The 15,433-nt window shown below is 68.7% G+C and carries 17 protein-coding genes; 6 read left to right on the forward strand and 11 right to left on the reverse strand.

What is annotated here, in order from left to right:
* Positions 1-91 precede the first annotated feature (91 nt).
* Genes ACIQPT_RS25840 through ACIQPT_RS25850 form a run of 3 tightly spaced genes read left to right on the forward strand, consistent with a single transcriptional unit; the run spans position 92 to position 2,220 of the window.
* Complete coding sequence (locus ACIQPT_RS25840; RefSeq protein WP_401158943.1) at positions 92-874, forward strand: ABC transporter ATP-binding protein; 783 nt, start codon at positions 92-94, stop codon at positions 872-874.
* A 10-nt stretch (positions 875-884) separates the two neighbouring features.
* Positions 885-1,634: an ABC transporter permease gene (locus ACIQPT_RS25845; RefSeq protein WP_401158945.1), complete on the forward strand. Its 750-nt coding sequence runs from the start codon at positions 885-887 to the stop codon at positions 1,632-1,634.
* Positions 1,635-1,647: 13 nt separating this feature from the next.
* On the forward strand, positions 1,648-2,220 hold the full coding sequence (locus tag ACIQPT_RS25850; protein WP_401158946.1) for a cob(I)yrinic acid a,c-diamide adenosyltransferase: 573 nt from the start codon (positions 1,648-1,650) through the stop codon (positions 2,218-2,220).
* Between the two features lie 2 nt (positions 2,221-2,222).
* Here the strand turns inward: ACIQPT_RS25850 and ACIQPT_RS25855 are convergent, their stop codons facing one another.
* Entirely contained in the window at positions 2,223-2,795 is a 573-nt protein-coding gene (locus ACIQPT_RS25855; protein ID WP_401158948.1) for a hypothetical protein, read from the reverse strand.
* 150 nt (positions 2,796-2,945) lie between these two features.
* Here ACIQPT_RS25855 and ACIQPT_RS25860 point away from each other — a divergent pair, with 150 nt between their 5' ends.
* The 3 genes from ACIQPT_RS25860 to ACIQPT_RS25870 all read left to right on the forward strand — a co-directional run bounded on the left by ACIQPT_RS25860 (position 2,946) and on the right by ACIQPT_RS25870 (position 6,829).
* Entirely contained in the window at positions 2,946-4,142 is a 1,197-nt protein-coding gene (locus ACIQPT_RS25860) for a sensor histidine kinase (protein ID WP_401158949.1), read from the forward strand.
* On the forward strand, positions 4,139-4,789 hold the full coding sequence (locus ACIQPT_RS25865) for a response regulator (protein ID WP_401158951.1): 651 nt from the start codon (positions 4,139-4,141) through the stop codon (positions 4,787-4,789). Before ACIQPT_RS25860 ends, ACIQPT_RS25865 begins: the two co-directional genes overlap by 4 nt.
* Before the next feature lie 165 nt (positions 4,790-4,954).
* A complete protein-coding gene (locus ACIQPT_RS25870) occupies positions 4,955-6,829 on the forward strand; it encodes a glycosyl hydrolase family 18 protein (protein ID WP_401158953.1) in 1,875 nt (624 codons plus the stop codon).
* Positions 6,830-6,943: 114 nt separating this feature from the next.
* On the opposite strand, the gene ACIQPT_RS25875 is transcribed toward ACIQPT_RS25870, so the two are convergent.
* From ACIQPT_RS25875 to ACIQPT_RS25920, 10 genes are all read right to left on the reverse strand, one after another.
* Positions 6,944-7,390, reverse strand: a complete 447-nt coding sequence (locus ACIQPT_RS25875) for a DUF2550 domain-containing protein (RefSeq protein WP_401159141.1) — start codon at positions 7,388-7,390, stop codon at positions 6,944-6,946.
* 133 nt (positions 7,391-7,523) lie between these two features.
* Positions 7,524-7,898: a F0F1 ATP synthase subunit epsilon gene (locus tag ACIQPT_RS25880; RefSeq protein ID WP_003966248.1), complete on the reverse strand. Its 375-nt coding sequence runs from the start codon at positions 7,896-7,898 to the stop codon at positions 7,524-7,526.
* A 109-nt stretch (positions 7,899-8,007) separates the two neighbouring features.
* Entirely contained in the window at positions 8,008-9,450 is a 1,443-nt protein-coding gene (gene atpD / locus ACIQPT_RS25885; protein ID WP_103534326.1) for a F0F1 ATP synthase subunit beta, read from the reverse strand.
* Positions 9,450-10,367, reverse strand: a complete 918-nt coding sequence (locus tag ACIQPT_RS25890; protein ID WP_401158956.1) for a F0F1 ATP synthase subunit gamma — start codon at positions 10,365-10,367, stop codon at positions 9,450-9,452. Before ACIQPT_RS25890 ends, atpD begins: the two co-directional genes overlap by 1 nt.
* Positions 10,368-10,370: 3 nt before the next feature.
* Complete coding sequence (gene atpA / locus ACIQPT_RS25895; protein ID WP_401158958.1) at positions 10,371-11,942, reverse strand: F0F1 ATP synthase subunit alpha; 1,572 nt, start codon at positions 11,940-11,942, stop codon at positions 10,371-10,373.
* 132 nt (positions 11,943-12,074) lie between these two features.
* Complete coding sequence (locus tag ACIQPT_RS25900) at positions 12,075-12,890, reverse strand: F0F1 ATP synthase subunit delta (protein WP_401158959.1); 816 nt, start codon at positions 12,888-12,890, stop codon at positions 12,075-12,077.
* On the reverse strand, positions 12,887-13,423 hold the full coding sequence (locus ACIQPT_RS25905) for a F0F1 ATP synthase subunit B (protein WP_401158961.1): 537 nt from the start codon (positions 13,421-13,423) through the stop codon (positions 12,887-12,889). Before ACIQPT_RS25905 ends, ACIQPT_RS25900 begins: the two co-directional genes overlap by 4 nt.
* A 37-nt stretch (positions 13,424-13,460) precedes the next feature.
* Positions 13,461-13,697: an ATP synthase F0 subunit C gene (gene atpE, locus ACIQPT_RS25910; RefSeq protein ID WP_099130156.1), complete on the reverse strand. Its 237-nt coding sequence runs from the start codon at positions 13,695-13,697 to the stop codon at positions 13,461-13,463.
* A 95-nt stretch (positions 13,698-13,792) separates the two neighbouring features.
* A complete protein-coding gene (gene atpB / locus ACIQPT_RS25915; RefSeq protein WP_401158963.1) occupies positions 13,793-14,620 on the reverse strand; it encodes a F0F1 ATP synthase subunit A in 828 nt (275 codons plus the stop codon).
* Positions 14,621-14,820: 200 nt separating this feature from the next.
* Entirely contained in the window at positions 14,821-15,261 is a 441-nt protein-coding gene (locus ACIQPT_RS25920) for a hypothetical protein (protein WP_401158965.1), read from the reverse strand.
* Positions 15,262-15,433 lie beyond the last annotated feature (172 nt).

The following is a 15,433-nucleotide window of genomic DNA, read 5'->3' on the forward strand; positions in this document are numbered from 1 at the left end:
GCACCGGACGATCATGATGGCGATGAATTTTTGGGTGACTTAGATTTTTGGTGACGTTGCATTTTTGGGGTCACTCTGTTTTTCTGGCGGCATGACCGTCATCAGCACCGCCGGGCTCGCCCGGACGTTCACGACCCCGAGCGGCCCGGTGGAAGCCGTCCGCTCCATCGACCTGACCATCCGCACGGGAGAGATCGTCGGCCTCCTCGGCCCCAACGGTGCGGGCAAGACGACCACCCTGCGCACGCTCACCACCCTGCTCGCCCCGACCGGCGGCGCGGCCACCGTGGCCGGGCACGACCTGCTCGCCGACCCCGCCGCCGTCCGCGCGGTCTGCGGCTACGTCGCCCAGTCCGGCGGCGTCGACCCGTATCTGACCGTCCGGGAGGAGCTCGTCACCCAGGGCCGGCTGTACCGGCTGAGCCGTACGGAGGCCGCCGCGCGGGCCGAGGAACTGGCCGCGGCGCTCGGCCTCGACGGGCTGCTCGACCGGAAGGCGGTGAGCCTCTCCGGGGGTCAGCGGCGGCGGCTCGACATCGCCATGGGCCTCACCCACCGCCCGGCCGTGCTCTTCCTGGACGAGCCCACCACGGGCCTGGACCCGGGCAGCCGGGCCGACCTGTGGGACCTGGTGCGGAGCCTGCGCGACGAGACCGGCACCACCGTCGTCCTGACCACCCACTATCTCGACGAGGCCGACGCGCTGGCGGACCGGCTGATCCTGATCGACGGCGGCACGGTCGTCGCCGAGGGGACCCCCGCCGAGCTGAAGACCCGGTACGCCGGCTCCCCCGACGCCTCCCTCCAGGACGCGTTCCTGGCCGCCACCGGCCGCCCCGCCACCCCTGCCGACGCCGCCCCCGTAGCCGTATAGGACCCCTTCCGTGCTCTTCCACGACACCGCGATCGTCTTCGGGCGGTACGCCCGGCAGACCCTGCGCTCCCGCTTCCAGGTCCTCTTCGGCCTGCTGATGCCGCTGCTCTACCTCTTCTTCTTCGGCCCGCTTCTCCAGGATCTGCCGCTCGGCTCCGCCGCCGACTCCTGGCAGATTCTCGTGCCCGGCCTGCTCCTCCAACTCAGCTTGTTCGGCGCCTCCTTCGCCGGTTTCGCGATCATCATCGAGAAGTCGACGGGCGTGGTGGAGCGGATGCGGGTGACCCCGGTCAGCCGGCTCGCCCTGCTGCTGGGGCGGGTGCTGCGCGACGCCCTGTTGTTCACCTTCCAGGCCGTCCTGCTGGTGCTCGCCGCACTGCTCATGGGGTTGCGCGCCCCGCTGGCGGGCATCCTCATCGGCTTCGCGTTCACCGGGGTGCTGGCCCTCTCGCTGGCCTCCCTCTCGTACGCCCTGGCGATGCGCGTCAGCACCCCGCAGGAGTTCGGACCGGTGATCAACGCGGTGACGATGCCGGCCATGCTGCTCTCCGGTCTGATGCTGCCCATCACGCTCGGCCCCGGCTGGCTGGACGTCGTCTCGCACTTCACGCCGTTCCGCTATCTGGTGGACGCGGTGCGGGACGCCTACACCGGCTCGTACGCCACGACGCACATGCTCTACGGGGTCCTGGTCGCCGTGGGCTTCGCCGCAGCGGCCGTGACGGTGGGCACACGGGTCTTCCGACGGGCCGGAGCGTAACTACGCTGACCCCATGGTCAATCTGACGCGCATCTACACCCGGACCGGCGACCAGGGCACCACGGCCCTCGGCGACATGAGCCGCACCGCCAAGACCGATCTGCGGATCTCGGCGTACGCGGACGCCAACGAGGCCAACGCGGCGATCGGGACCGCCATCGCGCTCGGGCAGCTGCCCGAGGACGTGGTGAAGGTCCTCGTCCGCGTCCAGAACGACCTCTTCGACGTGGGCGCGGACCTCTGCACCCCGGTCGTGGAGGACCCGAAGTATCCGCCGCTGCGGGTCGAGCAGTCCTACATCGACAAGCTGGAGGCGGACTGCGACCGCTTCCTGGAGGAGCTGGAGAAGCTCCGCAGCTTCATCCTCCCGGGAGGTACGCCGGGGGCCGCCCTGCTGCACCAGGCCTGCACCGTGGTCCGGCGGGCCGAGCGGTCCACCTGGGCGGCCCTGGAGGTGCACGGCGACTCCATGAACACGCTGACCGCCACCTACCTCAACCGCCTCTCCGACCTCCTGTTCATCCTGGCGCGGAGCGCGAACAAGGAGGTCGGGGACGTGCTGTGGGTGCCGGGCGGCGAGCGGTAGGGCTACCGCCGGTCGGCCGGCTCGCGTTCCGCCACCGCGTCCTTGGGGGCCTGCTTCGGCCACACCGTGTAACCCCCCGCGATGATCAGGTTGATGCCGATCACCCAGCCCATCTTCTGCTGCCACATCCGGAGCGTTTCGGTGTCCCCGCCGCTGCCGACGTACCAGATCGCCGCCTGGAGCAGGCCCAGCGCGACCACGGCGGCCAGGATCCAGCGGGCGGCGGTGCGCCACTCGTGGGCGGCGCGGGCCATGCCGTACTTCGGCGGCTTCACCGGCGGCGGGCCGCCGAACCAGCGGTGGGCGACGCGGGCGTCGACCCACTTGACGGTGTGGTGGCCGAGGCCCACCGTGAAGCCGATGTAGACGGCGGCCAGGCCGTGCTTCCAGTCCGGCTCGGCGCCGTTCTTCAGGTCGATGGCCGTCACCACCAGCAGGACGACCTCCAGCAGCGGCTCGCACAGCAGCACGGCCGCGCCGAGCTTCGGCTTTCTCGCGACGTACCGCAGGGCGAGCCCGGCGGCCAGCAGAACCCAGAATGCGACCTCGCAGGCCACGACCAGTAGGGCGATCACGACTCTCTCCTCCCGTTCTCCTCCAGCCTCCCGGCCGCCGGGCGTCGGGGCGTCGTCGGCAGTGACGAAACGGGACTGCATCGTTCGATGTAGTCGCGGATCGGCCCACGAAGGGAGGTCCGGGGGCGACGGTGCGTGTTGGATGGAGGGGTGCTCACCTCGATCCGCCCCGACCGCGACGCGATGACCCTCGCCGCCTCCGGGCTGCTCGGGGGGCTGCTCCTGTGGCTGCTGGGCCTCCACACCCAGGGCGGCCACTCCCTCGCCGCACCCTGGGTCACTCTCGTACCGCTGACCGCCATGGCCGGGGCCGAGCTGCTGCGCCGCGCCGCCCCGCGCACGGCGTTGACGATCGGCACGCTCGCGCTGGTGGCGGACCAGTTCACCTGGGGCAACCTCGCCACCATCCTGATGTTCACGGACGTCATGTACGCGGCCGTGCTGTACGGGACCCCGGCCGCCGCCCGTCGCCTCCCGGCGGCCACGCTCCTGATCACCGTCGCCTCGACGATCGGCTTCCTGGCCTGGTTCCGTAAGCCCGAGGCACTGCTGATCGGCCTGGTCATCGGGCTGGTCTCCTTCATCCCCGCCCTCACCGGCGTCAGCGTGCGCACCCACCGCACCGCCGCCGACGCCGCCCGGCTGGCCGCCCGGCAGACCGCGCGGCTGGCCGAGATGGACCGGACGCAGGCGGTGGTCGCCGAGCGCGCCCGGATGGCGCGGGAGCTGCACGACATGGTGGCCAACCACCTGTCCGCCGTGGCGATCCACTCCACCGCCGCCCTGTCCATCGACGACCCGGAGACCTCGCGCAGCGCCCTGAAGGTGATCCGGGAGAACAGCGTCGAGGGGCTCGCCGAGATGCGCCGGCTGATCGGCCTGCTGCGGGAGAGCGGCGAGGACGAGGAGCCCGTGGCGGCCCCGACGCTCGCCGCCCTGGACACCCTGGTCGAGCAGACGAACGTCAACGGGGCGTCCGGCGGGCTGGTCTGCACCCTGGAGGACACCCGGGAGGCGGGGGGCGACGCGCTGCCGACGCCGGTCGAGCTGGCCGCGTACCGGATCGTCCAGGAGTCCCTGACCAACGCCCTCAAGCACGCGGCGCCGGGCCCGGTCACCGTACGGCTCGCCGACGCCGACGGCGTGCTGACGGTAGAGGTGGTAAGCGTGTTCGGCAGTCGCCCCGGCCCCACCGCGCCCGGTTCGGGGGCGGGCCTGGTGGGCATGCGGGAGCGGGTGGCGCTGCTCGGCGGGACGATCGTCGCGGGGTCCGAACCGGACGGCGGGCGGAAGATCTGGCGGGTACGGGCCGAACTGCCCGTGACGGAGAGGACGATGCGGGAATGACGATCCGGGTACTGGTCGCGGAGGACCAGTCGGCGGTACGCGCGGGACTGGTGCTGATCCTCGGCAGCGCGCCGGACATCGAGGTCGTCGGGGAAGCGGGGGACGGCGAGGCGGCGGTGCGCCTGGCCCGTGAACTCCGCCCGGATCTGGTGCTGATGGATGTGCAGATGCCCCGCCTGGACGGGGTGTCGGCGACCCGGCAGGTGGTCGCGGAGGAGCTCGCGGACGTCCTCGTGCTAACCACGTTCGACCTGGACGAGTACGTCTTCGGGGCGCTGCGCGCGGGCGCCTCCGGGTTCCTGCTGAAGAACACCGACGCCCGCGATCTGCTGGAGGCGGTACGGACGGTGGCGCGCGGCGAGGGGCTGATCGCGCCGGCCGTGACCCGCCGGCTGATCGCGGAGTTCGCCGGGTCGACGCCCGTACGGGGCAGGGCGACGGCCGATCCGGCGGTGCTGGACACACTCACCCGACGCGAACGCGAGGTTCTGGGGTGTCTGGGCGAGGGGTTGTCGAACGCGGAGATCGCGCTGCGCCTGTCGATGGCCGAGGCCACGGTGAAGACGCACGTCAGCAGGCTGCTGGGCAAGCTGGAGCTGCGCAGCCGGGTTCAGGCGGCCGTTCTGGCCCAGGAGTTGGGGATCTGATCGGGTTCCCGATCTTTGGTCCAGACCTCTTGACGGTTGGTCCAGACCTTTCTACTGTCACCGACACACACTGCGGTGAGTACGAGAGCACCCGTACTCAGGGCGGCGCAGGGTTTGCAGTCCACGAATCACCCCCGTTTGTTGGACCTCACCCGAGGAGCACCGTTGAGCACTGACACCCCACAACGCCGATCCAGACTCAGATGGATTCCCACCCTGAGCGGCAGATCCAAGGTCGTCGCGGGCCTGACCGCGCTGGTCGTGCCGCTGGCCGCGATGGTGGGGCTCGCCTCCCCCGCCTCGGCAGCCGCGTCGGCCACCGCCACGTACACGAAGAAGTCCGACTGGGGCAGCGGCTTCGAGGGCCAGTGGACGGTGAAGAACACCGGAACCACCGCGCTCTCCTCCTGGACCATCGAGTGGGACTTCCCCTCCGGCACCTCGGCCGGCTCCGCCTGGGACGCCACCGTCACCAGCAGCGGCAACCACTGGACCGCCAAGAACCTCTCCTGGAACGGGACCGTGGCGCCCGGCGCCAGCATCAGCTTCGGCTTCAACGGCACCGGCTCCGGCTCCCCCACGGGCTGCAAGCTGAACGGCGCCTCCTGTGACGGCGGCCCCACCGTCCCCGGTGACAACCCGCCCTCGGCCCCCGGCGCCCCCACCACCAGCGATGTCACCGACACCTCGGTGAAGCTCAGCTGGAGCGCCGCGACGGACGACAACGGCGTCAAGAACTACGACGTGCTGCGCGACGGCGCGAAGGTCGCCACGGTCACCGGCACCACGTACACCAACACCGGCCTGACGGCGGGCACCGACTACTCCTACGCCGTGCAGGCCCGGGACACCGCCGACCAGACCGGCCCGGTCTCCGGCTCCGTCTCCGTGCGCACCACCGGTGGCGGCGGCGAGCCGCCCGTCGGAGAGAAGATCAACCTGGGCTACTTCACCAACTGGGGCGTCTACGGGCGCAACTACCACGTCAAGAACCTGGTGACGTCCGGCTCGGCCGCGAAGATCACGCACATCAACTACGCCTTCGGCAACGTGCAGAACGGCAAGTGCACCATCGGTGACTCCTACGCCGACTACGACAAGGCGTACACCGCCGACCAGTCCGTCGACGGCGTCGCCGACACGTGGGACCAGCCGCTGCGCGGCAACTTCAACCAGCTGCGCAAGCTGAAGGCCGCCTACCCGCACATCAAGGTCCTCTGGTCGTTCGGCGGCTGGACCTGGTCCGGTGGCTTCCCCCAGGCCGCGCAGAACCCCGCCGCCTTCGCCCAGTCCTGCTACGACCTGGTCGAGGACCCCCGCTGGGCCGATGTCTTCGACGGCATCGACCTCGACTGGGAGTACCCCAACGCCTGCGGTCTGACCTGTGACACCAGTGGCCCCGGCGCGCTGAAGAAGCTCTCCGACGCCACGCGGGCGAAGTTCGGTTCGAACAACCTGGTCACCGCCGCCATCACCGCGGACGGCTCGGCCGGCGGCAAGATCGACGCCACCGACTACGCGGGCGCCGCCCAGTCCATGGACTGGTACAACGTGATGACGTACGACTTCTTCGGCGCCTGGGCGGACAAGGGCCCGACGGCCCCGCACTCGCCGCTGAACCCGTACACCGGCATCCCGCAGGAGGGCTTCACCTCCGCCGACGCCGTCGCCAAGCTGAAGGCCCAGGGCGTCCCCGCCAAGAAGCTGCTCCTCGGCATCGGCTTCTACGGCCGCGGCTGGACCGGCGTCACCCAGTCCGCCCCCGGCGGCACCGCGACCGGCGCGGCCCAGGGCACGTACGAGGCGGGCATCGAGGACTACAAGGTCCTCAAGAACTCCTGCCCGTCCACCGGCACGGTCGCCGGCACCGCGTACGCCCACTGCGGCACCAACTGGTGGAGCTACGACACCCCGGCCACCATCGGCTCGAAGATGACCTGGGCGAAGAACCAGGGCCTGGGAGGCGCGTTCTTCTGGGAGTTCTCCGGTGACACCACCAACGGCGAACTGGTGAGCGCGATCAACAGCGGTCTCCAGTAGTCCCCACGCCGTAACGCACCACCGCACCACCCCGGAAAAGCACCGGGGAGACGGGTCCGCCCCCCGTCTCCCCGGTTTTTCGCTGTGTACGTACGCGGCTACGCGGCGAACGTGTTAGGCAACATTGACCCTCTGGCCGGGCGGCGCCGCCTCCAGCCAGGCGAGGAAACCGGTCAGGGCGTCCTCGCTCATCGCCAGCTCCAGGCGCGTCCCCCGGTGGAGACAGCCGAGCACGACGGAGTCGGACAGGAGCGCCAGCTCCTCCTCGCCCTCCGGCAGCCGACGGGCGATCACCTCGATCGCAGAACGCTCCAGGCCCCGGCGGGGGCGAGGAGCGTAGGAGAAGACACGGAACCAGTCGACGCGGTCACCGCTGTAGCGGGCGACCCCGTACACCCAGCCTTTGCCGAGCGCATCGGGTTCCTCCGACACGTCCCAGCGCAGGCTGCAGTCGAAGGTCCCTCCGGACCGCTGGATCAGCCTCCGGCGCAGGCCGAAGACGAACAGTCCCAACAGGACCAGTACGACGACGGACGCGCCCACCCACAACGCGAGGACCATCTCCACCGACCTCCTCGCATCGTCGAGTAACGAACACCGAAACCGTATTGCACCTGCATCGCCTCAGCCGCGACACGGCTGGATTGCTCCAGCTCGGGCCGCGGCTGAGTAAAAACATCTGTCAGTGGGGGTGCTAGCGCACCGCCACCGCGCGCAGTCGGACATCGGCGCGCCGCTGGGCAGCGGCGTCCGCGTCCGACTTCGCGAGCTCGAGCGCCCGCTCGGCGCGCTCGACATCGATCTCGTCGGCCAGCTCGGCGATCTCGGCCAGCAGCGACAGCTTGTCGTCCGCGAACGAGATGAATCCACCGTGCACAGCGGCGATCACGGTGCCGCCCTCGCTCGTGCGGATCGTCACCGGGCCCGATTCCAGCACACCGAGAAGCGGCTGGTGACCGGGCATGACGCCGATGTCGCCGGACGTGGTGCGCGCGACGACCAGGGTGGCCTCGCCGGACCAGACACTTCGGTCCGCGGCGACCAGCTCGACATGCAGCTCAGCAGCCAAGGGTGGCTCCTCGGGTCACCACCCGGCCGCCCGGCCGGGTGTTGGGTCAATTCTACGGGGCGTGGTGAGGGGGGCGGGACACACCCACCCCCCTCGGTGAGCCGGAGGCTCAGGAGACGCCGAGCTCCTTGGCCTTGGCCTTGAGGTCGTCCAGGCCGCCGCACATGAAGAACGCCTGCTCGGGGAAGTGGTCGTAGTCCCCGTCGCAGATCGCGTTGAACGCGGAGATCGACTCGTCGAGCGGAACGTCCGAACCGTCCAGGCCGGTGAACTGCTTGGCGGCGTGGGTGTTCTGCGACAGGAAGCGCTCGACGCGACGGGCACGGTGGACAACGAGCTTGTCCTCCTCGCCCAGCTCGTCGATACCGAGGATCGCGATGATGTCCTGGAGGTCCTTGTACTTCTGCAGGATCCCCTTGACGCGGCTGGCCGCGGCGTAGTGCTCCTGCGAGATGTAGCGCGGGTCCAGGATGCGGGACGTGGAGTCCAGCGGGTCCACGGCCGGGTAGATGCCCTTCTCGGAGATCGGACGGGAGAGAACCGTCGTCGCGTCGAGGTGGGCGAACGTGGTGGCCGGGGCCGGGTCGGTCAGGTCGTCCGCGGGGACGTAGATCGCCTGCATCGAGGTGATCGAGTGACCACGCGTCGAGGTGATGCGCTCCTGGAGCACACCCATCTCGTCGGCCAGGGTCGGCTGGTAACCCACCGCGGACGGCATACGGCCGAGCAGCGTGGAGACCTCGGAGCCGGCCTGCGTGAAGCGGAAGATGTTGTCGATGAAGAGCAGCACGTCCTGCTTCTGCACATCGCGGAAGTACTCCGCCATGGTCAGGGCGGACAGGGCCACGCGCAGACGCGTCCCCGGCGGCTCGTCCATCTGGCCGAAGACGAGCGCGGTCTTCTCCAGAACGCCCGACTCGGTCATCTCGTCGATGAGGTCGTTGCCCTCACGGGTGCGCTCGCCGACACCGGCGAACACCGACACACCGTCGTGCAGCTTCGCCACACGCATGATCATTTCCTGGATGAGGACCGTCTTGCCGACGCCCGCACCACCGAACAGACCGATCTTGCCGCCCTTGACGTACGGGGTCAGCAGGTCGACGACCTTCAGGCCGGTCTCGAACATCTCGGTCTTCGACTCGAGCTGGTCGAAGGCCGGGGCCTTGCGGTGGATCGGCCAGCGCTCGGTGATCTGCGCCTCGGCCTCCGGCTCGTTCAGGATCTGACCGAGGGTGTTGAACACCTTGCCCTTGGTGATGTCACCGACGGGGACGGTGATGCCCGCACCCGTGTCGGTCACCGCGGCCTGGCGGACCAGACCGTCGGTGGGCTGCATCGAGATCGCGCGGACCACGCCGTCACCCAGGTGCTGGGCGACCTCGAGGGTCAGCGTCTTGCGGGCGCCGTCCTCGGCCGGGTCGGCGACCTCGACGTGGAGGGCGTTGTAGATCTCCGGCATCGCGTCGACGGGGAACTCCACGTCGACGACCGGGCCGATGACCCGGGCGACGCGGCCCGTGGCAGCGGCCGTCTCAACTGTCGTCGTCATTACTTGTCACTCCCCGCGGTCGCGTCGGCCAGAGCACTGGCACCGCCGACGATCTCGCTGATTTCCTGGGTGATTTCGGCCTGTCGGGCCGCGTTGGCAAGCCGGGACAGGCTCTTGATGAGGTCTCCGGCGTTGTCGGTGGCCGACTTCATCGCGCGGCGGCGGGCGGCGTGCTCGGAAGCGGCAGCCTGCAGCAGTGCGTTGTAGATACGGCTCTCGACGTAGCGCGGCAGAAGGGCGTCGAGGACGTCCTCGGCCGACGGCTCGAAGTCGAACAGCGGCAGGATCTCACCCTTGCGGGTGCTCTCCTCCGCCACCTCGTCGAGCGAAAGCGGCAGCATCCGGTTGTCGATCGCGTTCTGCGTCATCATCGACACGAATTCCGTGAAGACGATGTGCAGCTCGTCGACGCCGCCCTCGGCCGTGTCCTTCTGGATGGCCGCGATCAACGGGGCCGCGATGCGCTTGGCATCGGCGTAGGCCGGGTTGTCGGTGAAGCCGGTCCAGGAGTCCTCGACCTTGCGCTCGCGGAAGCCGTAGTACGCGACACCCTTGCGGCCGACGATGTACGTGTCGACCTCCTTGCCCTCGGAGGCAAGGCGCTCCCGGAGTCGCTCCGCGGCCTTGATGGCGTTGGAGGAGTAGCCGCCGGCCAGACCGCGGTCGCTCGTGACGAGCAGGACCGCGGCGCGGGTCGGGGCTTCGACCTCGGTGGTGAGCGGGTGCTTGGCGTTGGAGCCGGTCGCCACCGCGGTCACCGCACGGGTGAGCTCGGTCGCGTACGGCTTGGACGCCGCCACCTTGCGCTGCGCCTTGACGATGCGCGAGGCGGCGATCATCTCCATCGCCTTGGTGATCTTCTTGGTCGCGGTGACGGCTTGGATGCGGCGCTTGTAAACGCGAAGCTGAGCGCCCATCGATCAGCCCTCGCCCAGGAGCTTGCCGTCCGAGGTCTCGAACTGCTGCTTGAAGGCGGCGATCGCGTCGGCGATCGACTGCAGCGTGTCGTCGGACATCTTGCCGCCCTCGGCGATGCTGGTCAGGAGGTCCTTGCGCTCACGGCGCAGGAACTCCAGCAGCTCGCCCTCGAAGCGACGGATGTCCTCGACCGGGACGTCGTCCATCTTGCCCGTGGTGCCGGCCCAGACCGAGACGACCTGCTCCTCCATCGGGAACGGGGCGTACTGCGGCTGCTTCAGCAGCTCGACCATGCGCTTACCGCGCTCCAGCGAGGCCTTCGAGGCCGCGTCCAGGTCGGAACCGAAGGCGGCGAACGCCTCCAGCTCGCGGTACTGGGCGAGGTCCACGCGAAGCCGGCCGGAGACCTGCTTCATGGCCTTGTGCTGGGCGGAGCCACCGACTCGGGAGACCGAGATACCGACGTTGAGCGCCGGACGCTGACCCGCGTTGAACAGGTCGGACTCCAGGAAGCACTGACCGTCGGTGATGGAGATGACGTTGGTCGGAATGAACGCCGACACGTCGTTCGCCTTGGTCTCGACGATCGGGAGGCCCGTCATCGAACCGGCGCCCATCTCGTCGGAGAGCTTGGCGCAGCGCTCCAGCAGACGCGAGTGCAGGTAGAAGACGTCACCCGGGTAGGCCTCGCGGCCCGGCGGGCGACGCAGCAGCAGGGACACGGCGCGGTAGGCGTCGGCCTGCTTCGAGAGGTCGTCGAAGATGATCAGGACGTGCTTGCCCTGGTACATCCAGTGCTGGCCGATGGCCGAACCGGTGTACGGCGCCAGGTACTTGAAGCCGGCCGGGTCGGACGCCGGGGCGGCGACGATGGTCGTGTACTCCAGCGCACCGGCCTCTTCGAGCGCACCACGCACGGAGGCGATGGTGGAACCCTTCTGACCGATGGCGACGTAGATGCAGCGGACCTGCTTGTTCACGTCGCCCGAGCGCCAGTTGTCGCGCTGGTTGATGATCGTGTCGACGGCCAGAGCGGTCTTACCCGTCTGACGGTCGCCGATGATCAGCTGACGCTGGCCGCGGCCGATCGGCACCATGGCGTCGACGGCCTTGTAGCCGGTCTGCATCGGCTCGTGCACCGACTTGCGGACCATGACGCCAGGGGCCTGCAGCTCGAGGGCGCGGCGGCCGTCGGTCGCGATCTCGCCGAGACCGTCGATCGGGGTGCCGAGCGGGTCGACGACGCGGCCGAGGTAACCCTCGCCGACGCCGACGGAGAGCACCTCACCGGTGCGCTGCACCGGCTGGCCCTCCTCGATGCCGCTGAACTCGCCGAGGACGATCGCACCGATCTCGCGCTCCTCGAGGTTGAGGGCGAGACCGAGGGTGCCGTCCTCGAACTTCAGCAGCTCGTTCGCCATGGCGGAGGGAAGACCCTCCACCTTCGCGATGCCGTCGCCGGCAACGCTGACCGTGCCGACCTCCTCGCGCGAGGCCGCGTCCGGCTGGTACGACTGGACAAAGTTATCCAGTGCGTCCCGGATCTCCTCCGGCCGGATCGTGAGCTCCGCCATCTGGGTTCCCTGCTCTCCTTGTTGGGCCCGAAGTTTCTTAAGGGGGTCTGGGGGCCGACCCCCAGGAATCTTCTGCAATTTCTGCACGGCCCAACCGGGCCGCTGGTCTTGCTTGTCTCTGTTGCGCTGAGGTCAGCCGGCCATGCGTCGGGTCGCCTCTTCGAGGCGCTCCGCGACGGTGCCGTTGATGATCTCGTCACCGACGCGCACCGAGATCCCGCCGAGGACCGCGGGGTCCACGTCCAGGTTCAGGTGCATCTGCCGGCCGTAGAGCTTCGCCAGGGCGTCGCCGAGGCGCTGCTTCTGCCGGTCGCTGAGCGGCACCGCCGAGGTGACGACGGCGACCATGCGGTCCCGGCGCTCCGCGGCGAGCTTGGACAGCGAGTCCAGCCCTGCTTCCAGGCTACGTCCACGGGGCTGGGTGACCAGGCGGACGATGATCCGCTCGGTGACCGGCTGCGCCTTGCCGCCGAGCAGGCTGCGGAGCAGCTCGCCCTTGGCGGACGCCGTGGCCGTACGGCTGGTGAGCGCGGCACGCAGCTCCGTGTCGGAGCCGACGATCCGGCCGAACCGGAACAGCTCGTCCTCGACGTCGTCGAGGTTCCCGCCGCGCTGGGCCGCGGTGAGGTCTGCGGTGTTCGCCAGCTCCTCGACCGAGTCCACCAGGTCACGCGACTGCGACCAGCGGGACCGGACCAGTCCGGAGACCAGGTCGACGGTCTCGCCGCCCACCTGCCCGCCGAGCAGGCGCGCGGCCAGCTCGGCCTTGCTCTCGCCGCTCTGGGCCGGGTCGGTGAGGACCCGGCGCAGGGATACTTCGCGGTGGAGCAGTGCGGTGACCGATGCCAGCTCCTCGGCGAGCTTCGCCGCGTCGACCGACGTGTTGTCGGTCAGCGCGTCGAGACGCTCGCGTGCGGCAGCCAGTGCTTCGCGGCTCGCGCCGTTCATCGGGCAGCCTCGGCCTTCGCCTCGAGCTCGTCGAGGAAACGGTCGACGGTGCCGCTCTGCCGGGCGTGGTCCTGGAGGGACTCGCCGACGAGCTTGCCGGCCAGGTCGGTGGCGAGCTTGCCCACGTCCTGGCGCAGCGCGGAGGCAGCGGCCTTGCGGTCTGCCTCGATCTGGGTGTGGCCGGCGGCGATGATCTCTTCGCGCTGCCGCTGACCTTCCGCCTTCATCTCCTGGATGATGACGGCACCCTGCTCCTGCGCCTCCTGGCGCAGACGAGCAGCCTCGTGACGGGCCTCGGCGAGCTGAGCCTTGTACTGCTCAAGAACGCTCTGAGCCTCGGTCTGAGCCGCTTCGGCCTTCTCGATGCCACCCTCGATCGCCTCGCGACGCTCTTCCAGGGTCTTGTTGATCACCGGAAGCAGCTTCTTCGAGAAGACGAAGAAGACGATGCCGAAGCAGATCAAGCCGATGACGATCTCGGGCCACACCGGGAACAGAGGGTTCTGCGCTTCCTCGGCTGCCAGGTACAACATGGTGGACCTTTCCGTCGAATCGAGCTAGTGCCGTACGTCAGCTGAGGATGAACGGAACGACGAAGCCGATGAGGGCCAGGGCCTCGACGACGGCGAAGCCGAGGAGCATGTTCTGGCGGATGAGGCCGGCAGCCTCGGGCTGGCGGGCGATGGCCTGCACACCGTTACCGAAGATGATGCCGATGCCGATACCGGGGCCGATCGCGGCGAGGCCGTAGCCGATGGTGCCGACGTTGCCGTTCACGGCCGCGAGGGTCTCGAAAGCAGCAGACATGTCTGTGGTTCCTTCTCTTGGTGGGTCCGGTGGAAATGGTCTTCGCACCGGGCGTCTGGGGAGCTGAGGGGTGAAGCCGGGGGGCTATCGGGTCCTCAGTGGGCTTCTTCGAGCGCCTGGGAGAGGTACGTGGCGGTCAGCACCGTGAACACGTAGGCCTGAAGGGCCTGGATGAACATCTCGAACACGGTCAGGACCAGCGTCACGATGAACGACGCGGAGGCGAAGACTGTGCCCAGGACGGTGCCGAGCATGTACCAGGTGGCGATCGTGAAGATCAGGATCAGGATGTGGCCCGCGAACATGTTCGCGAAGAGTCGTACCGCCAGCGTGAACGGCCGGATGAAGACGCTGGAGATGAACTCCAGCGGCGTCAGCAGCACATAGATCGGCTTGGGCAGACCGCTCGGGACGCAGAGGTTGCGGATGCCTCCGACGAATCCGTTCGTCCGGAACGTCACAGTCATGTACGTCACCCAAGCCACCAGGGCCAGGCCGATGGGGTAGGCGATGACCGAGCTGACCGGGAACTGGGCGATCGGAATGATGGCCCAGAGGTTCAGGATCCACACGAAGAAGAACAGCGAGACCAGCAGAGGAACGAAGGGCTCGCCCTTCTTGCCGATGATCTCACGGGCGATACCGCGGTGGACGAAGTCGTACAGCGCCTCGGCAACCATCTGGAGCTTGCCCGGGACGACCTTCGGCTTCGAGAAACCGGCCCAGAAGAAGGCCAGAATCGCGAACGTGCCGATGATCGCGAGCAGCATGGGCTTGTTGAACTCGACAGGCCCAATGGTGAAGAGCGGCTCGAAGATGAACGACCACACGCTGGGGGCCTGGAACCCACAATCCTTGAACAGGTGGCAGTTCGTCTCGAAGGCGAGCGTCTGGGCGTCAGTCACCAAGAGCTCCTTCTGCATGGCGCATGGATGCGGCTACCTCGTTGTGTCGGAGCGGCTGGCAGCCGCAGGTCGGCACCGGACTGGTTCTTACGGTGAGGAGGCGGCGGCCGGGCCCGAAGCCTCGCGATGAATCAAGCGACCGCCCTGTTGCCCGCGCTCGCACTACCGCAACCGAGACCGGACGATAGCAGCACGTCGAACACGGCTTTATTCCGGCCCTACTCGTCACGATCTCCCCCAGCTCCGCCCGGACGGTTCCGGGTGTCCGCGTCGGGGTCGACGTAAAGGGTCTTGCTCCTGGCATGCCGCACGGTCTGCACGGTGATCCACGTGACCACCGAGACGACCAGGGAGAGAGCGAAGGCCCGCAGGTTGAAGAGGGAGGTGTTCCTGATGCTCATGATGAACACGAGCAGGAGCACGAGCTGGGCCGAGTAAATCATCAGCCCCATGCCCTGGAACAGGTGAGGCATGGTCTTGCCGACCCAGTTGAGCGCCAGCTGTCCGAGCGCCATGAAGACGATCACGACCACGCAGCCGACCGCGGCACCGATCGCCCCCTCGCCGCCGGCGACGAGCCCGCCCACAAGCGTGGCGATGGCTCCCACTGCGGCGGTGGGGGTGGCGATGCGCAGTAGTTCGCGCATGTCGGACTGCATGGCGGCAGCTCCACTGGTCTGAGAGGAGGAATGGGGCGTCGTCATGGACGAGCGTAGGCCCGGTCCGCGAGGCGGATTTTCGGGCCAATGGACCGTCTCACTAGGGTCCTTCGGCTCCGTCACCGGGTCTCGTGAACGGTATCACAAACTATTTGATGAGGTCTTTACCTGG

This window comes from Streptomyces sp. NPDC091289 (genome assembly GCF_044757365.1).
Lineage (GTDB): Bacteria > Actinomycetota > Actinomycetes > Streptomycetales > Streptomycetaceae > Streptomyces.

Bases quoted from the DNA above. Each gene is read 5' to 3' on its own strand.
- ACIQPT_RS25840 (WP_401158943.1), top strand. From the start codon at position 92: ATGACCGTCATCAGCACCGCCGGGCTCGCCCGGACGTTCACGACCCCG.
- ACIQPT_RS25850 (WP_401158946.1), top strand. From the start codon at position 1,648: ATGGTCAATCTGACGCGCATCTACACCCGGACCGGCGACCAGGGCACC.
- ACIQPT_RS25865 (WP_401158951.1), top strand. From the start codon at position 4,139: ATGACGATCCGGGTACTGGTCGCGGAGGACCAGTCGGCGGTACGCGCG.
- ACIQPT_RS25875 (WP_401159141.1), bottom strand. From the start codon at position 7,390: ATGGTCCTCGCGTTGTGGGTGGGCGCGTCCGTCGTCGTACTGGTCCTG.
- atpD (WP_103534326.1), bottom strand. From the start codon at position 9,450: ATGACGACGACAGTTGAGACGGCCGCTGCCACGGGCCGCGTCGCCCGG.
- ACIQPT_RS25890 (WP_401158956.1), bottom strand. From the start codon at position 10,367: ATGGGCGCTCAGCTTCGCGTTTACAAGCGCCGCATCCAAGCCGTCACC.
- atpA (WP_401158958.1), bottom strand. From the start codon at position 11,942: ATGGCGGAGCTCACGATCCGGCCGGAGGAGATCCGGGACGCACTGGAT.
- ACIQPT_RS25900 (WP_401158959.1), bottom strand. From the start codon at position 12,890: ATGAACGGCGCGAGCCGCGAAGCACTGGCTGCCGCACGCGAGCGTCTC.
- ACIQPT_RS25905 (WP_401158961.1), bottom strand. From the start codon at position 13,423: ATGTTGTACCTGGCAGCCGAGGAAGCGCAGAACCCTCTGTTCCCGGTG.
- atpE (WP_099130156.1), bottom strand. From the start codon at position 13,697: ATGTCTGCTGCTTTCGAGACCCTCGCGGCCGTGAACGGCAACGTCGGC.
- atpB (WP_401158963.1), bottom strand. From the start codon at position 14,620: ATGCAGAAGGAGCTCTTGGTGACTGACGCCCAGACGCTCGCCTTCGAG.
- ACIQPT_RS25920 (WP_401158965.1), bottom strand. From the start codon at position 15,261: ATGCAGTCCGACATGCGCGAACTACTGCGCATCGCCACCCCCACCGCC.